The 3,852-nt window shown below is 68.7% G+C and carries 3 protein-coding genes; all 3 read right to left on the minus strand.

The features are described 5' to 3' along the window. Positions 1–9: 9 nt before the first annotated feature. Positions 10–924 (minus strand): MinD/ParA family protein, encoded by a 915-nt coding sequence (locus V5A19_RS13905; protein WP_332319898.1) that lies wholly within the window; start codon positions 922–924, stop codon positions 10–12. Next, a complete protein-coding gene (locus tag V5A19_RS13910) occupies positions 924–1,940 on the minus strand; it encodes a hypothetical protein (RefSeq protein WP_332319900.1) in 1,017 nt (338 codons plus the stop codon). The genes V5A19_RS13905 and V5A19_RS13910 overlap by 1 nt, the downstream gene beginning before the upstream one ends. Positions 1,941–2,101: 161 nt before the next feature. Further along, positions 2,102–3,852: flagellar biosynthesis protein FlhA (locus V5A19_RS13915; RefSeq protein WP_332319899.1), on the minus strand; the 1,751-nt coding region annotated here is incomplete at its 5' end.

A 3,852-nucleotide genomic window follows, 5' to 3' on the forward strand; every position in this document is an offset into this window, starting at 1 on the left:
CTCACTGTTTCAGAAGCTGAAACCGAGCTGGCCGCCACCCCGTTCGTCCAGGAGGTGACTCCAGAACCGCACCATGCCGCTTTCCCCGCTGATATCCGGCTGCGGCATGGCCACCAGGTGATCGGTGACCCGCTGCAATCGGCTCGCTGCCTTGGAACGGGGGTAGAGATCCACCAGGGCCTTTTGCTGCCGGACCGCGCTTTCCAGTCGGCTGTCCTTGGGCAGCCAGCCCAGATTGACCAGGTCCAGCCCCAGGAAGCGGTCGGCGGCCAGGGCCAGGCGCTGAAACACGTGGTTGGCCTCGGAGGCGTTCCGGGCCATGTTCACCAGGACGTAGACGGGTCCCTTGCGGCCCTTCTGGTGGAGCACCTTGATCAGGCCGTAGGCGTCGGCGATGGAGGTGGGCTCCGGGGTGACCACCGTCACCACCTCCGCGGCGGCCTGATTGAAATACAGCACGTTGGGCGAGATCCCGGCCCCGGTATCCACCAGCAGGGTATCGAAGGCCTCGCCGCACTCGTTGATGGCATCGATGAGGGCCAGCTTCTGGGCCGTCTCCAGATTGGTCAGCTCGGAGACCCCCGAACCGCCCGGCAAGAAGGTGACGCCCCCGGGCCCCTCGATGAGGACGTCGCGGATGCCGACCTTGCCGTCGATCACGTCCTGCAGCGTGCGCTTGGGCCGGACACCGAGCAGGACATCGATATTGGCCAGCCCCAGATCGGCATCCATGACCAGGACCCGCTGGCCCTGCCGGTTCGCCAGCTGCGCCAGGGAGGTGACCACGTTGGTCTTGCCCACCCCGCCCTTGCCGCTGGTAAAGGAGATGACCCGGTGGCGCCCCGGGGTCGGGCCACCGGAGCCCTTTTCCGATTTGGCGGCCGACTGCGGCGCCATTTCGCGCAATCCCTGGGCCTGATCCATTAGCTGTCCTCCCCGGTGTCATCCAGACCCAAAAGCTGGCGGCGGATCATGGCGTAGGAGAAAAACCCGAAGTCCTCCGGAACCCTCTGGCCGCTGCCGAACGCCGAAAGCGGCAGGCCGCTGGCCACCGCCACCTCCAGCGGCCGGGCGCGGCGCACGGTCTCGTCCAGCTTGGTGGGCAGCAGGCTGGCCGGCTTCAGGCAGCGGAAGGTCTGGTAACCGGCGCGGGCGTCTTCGATATCGGCGTTGGCGGGCAGCACCAGGTGACGCCGCAGCCCGTCCTGACCCCGGAACAGCTCCCCCAGCTCGGCAACCTCGTCGCGCGCGCGCCCGCCGCGGCCGATGGTATCCACCAGGACCACGTCGTAGTCCGCCGCCCGCTGCAGCGCCCGGCTCAGCTCATGGGCATCCCGGGCCACCGACAGCGGCATTTCCATGATCCGGGCGTACTGCTGGAGCTGGTCCAGGGCACCGATGCGGAAGGTATCGGTGCCCACCAGGCACACGGATTTGCCCGCCATGGCGTAGCGTGCTGCCAGCTTGGCAATGGTGGTGGTCTTGCCGCTGCCCGTGGGGCCCACCAGCGCGGCCCGCACCGGGGCCCGCTCGCCCCGCAGGCCCCCGGAGAGCTTGACCACCCGCTCGGACGGCTGGCCCCGGCTTTCCACCCGCCACAGGACCCGCGCCACGCCGGGGGAGAGACCGCGCTTGCGCAGCCGGGCCTCCGCCTCCGAGGCCGGACCGGTCTCCATGACCGTGACCAGCCGCCTCAGCTCGGCGACCTCGTGGCGGAGATCGTGGATGAAGGACGCCGCGGCCTCCCCGGTGGCCGGTTCCTCGCCAACCCCGGCGTCCCGACCGCCGGACCGGACCGCCGCATGGACCCGCCAGGAGCCGTCCGGCTGGCGCCAGGTATCCAGCATCTGGGCGCTCGGACCCAGCTCATCCTGGGCCCGGCGCATGGCCTGGCGCAGGGTCTTGCCTTCGAAATACGCCGACGATTCGGCTGCGCTCACCGCCAAGGATCTCCCTCCTTCATGAGTGAGGGGTGAGGAGTGAGGCGTGAGGGGTTACGGCGAACCCCAAGCCCCCGACCGATCCGCAAAGGACACCGGTGCCTTTGCGCCTCACACCTCACACCTCACACCTCACTCCTCACTCCCTCACTCTCCACACCTCATCCCCCCTGCCCCACCCTTTCCAGTCGCACCGCGGCCACGTTCCGGATCTGGGCGTCACGGGTCAGCTCCAGGGTGGAGATCACCCGCAGGCCCTGGATGAACGCCGACAGCAGCTCCGCCAGATGCGGCCGCAGGCCCGGGGTGGTCAGCAGGATGGGCTGGTCCATCTCCGCCAAAGCCTGCTCGAAGGTCTGGTTGGTGGCCTGCAGCAGCGACTGGGCGAAGCTGGGATCGATGGCCATCTCGTCGCCCTCCCGCTCGGGCAGGTTCTGGGACAGCTGCTCCTCCAGGTCGGGATCCAGGGTCACCACCGCCAGCACCCCCTGGGCATTGCTGAAGGTCTGGGTGATCACCCGGGCCAGGGACCGGCGCACCAGCTCGGTCAGCGACCGGATGCTGCCGGTGACCGGGGCGTAATCCCCCAGGGTCTCCATGATGGTGAGCAGGTCGCGGATGGGCACGCCCTCCCGCAGCAGGGCCTGGAGCACCTTCTGCACCGCCCCCAGGGTCATGCGCTCCGGTAGCACCTCCTCCACCACCTTGGGGTACTCCTTGGCCAGATTGTCTAGCAAATGTTGTACCGCCTGCCGCGAGAGGAGCTCGTGGCCGTGGCTGCGGACCACCTCGGTGAGGTGGGTCATCAGGGCGGAGGGCGGGTCCACCACGGTGTAGCCGTTGAAGGCGGCCTCGTCGCGCTGGTCCTCGTCGATCCACACCGCCGGCAGCCCGAAGGCCGGCTCCCGCGTCTCCTCGCCGGCAACGCGCTCGGTCACCGCACCGCTGTCGAGCGCCAGAAGACGGTTGGGGTTGACCTGGCCGGTGGCCACCAGCCCATCGCGGATGTAGACGCGGTACTCGTACATGTTCAGGGACAGGTTGTCCTTGATGTGGATCGGCGGCACCACGAAGCCCATCTCGCGGGCGATCTGGCGGCGCATGGAGCGGATGCGGTCGAGCATGTCCTGGCTCTGCAGCAGGTTCACCAGGCCGTAGCCCACCTCCAGGCGCATGGCGTCCACCGATAGCAGCTGGTCCACCTCGGCCTGCTCCTCCTGCTCGCTGGGGGGCTCCGGCGGCTCCACCTCCGCCGGCGGCTGCGCCTCGGCCTCGGCCGGGGCAGCCGGGGTGCGCATCAGGTAATAGGCGACGCCGCCCACGCCCAGGCCGAGCAGGGCAAAGGGCACGAACGGCAGGCCCGGGATGATCGCCAGGAAGGCCAGCACCCCGGCGGTTACGGCCAGCACCCGGGGCCGGGCGGTGACCTGCTCAAAGATATCGGCGGAGATGTGGGTATCGGTATCGGTCCGGGTGACCAGGATGCCGGCGGAGGTGGACAGCACCAGGGCCGGAATCTGCGTCACCAGACCGTCACCCACCGTCAAAACGGTGAACACCTGGGCCGCCTCGGCCAGCTCCATGCCGTGCTGCAGGGTGCCGATGATGAGGCCGCCGATGACGTTGATCAGGGTGATCAGGATGCCGGCGATGGCGTCGCCGCGAACGAACTTGGAGGCGCCGTCCATGGAGCCGTAGAAATCGGAGCTGTCCTCCAGCTCCTCGCGCCGGCGCTTGGCCTCCTCCTCGGTGATCAGGCCGGAGTTGAGGTCGGCGTCGATGCTCATCTGCTTGCCGGGCATGGAGTCCAAGGCGAAGCGGGCGCTCACTTCGGCTACGCGGGTGGCCCCGCGGGTGATCACCACGAAGTTCACGATCACCAGGATGACGAAGACCACCAGCCCCACCACGT

Origin of the sequence: Thiohalorhabdus sp. (assembly GCF_036628635.1) — a bacterium.
Classification (GTDB): Bacteria; Pseudomonadota; Gammaproteobacteria; order Thiohalorhabdales; family Thiohalorhabdaceae; genus Thiohalorhabdus.

What these genes read in the sequence shown, in the direction of transcription:
- V5A19_RS13905 (WP_332319898.1), bottom strand. Translation starts at nt 924, where the DNA reads ATGGATCAGGCCCAGGGATTGCGCGAAATGGCGCCGCAGTCGGCCGCC.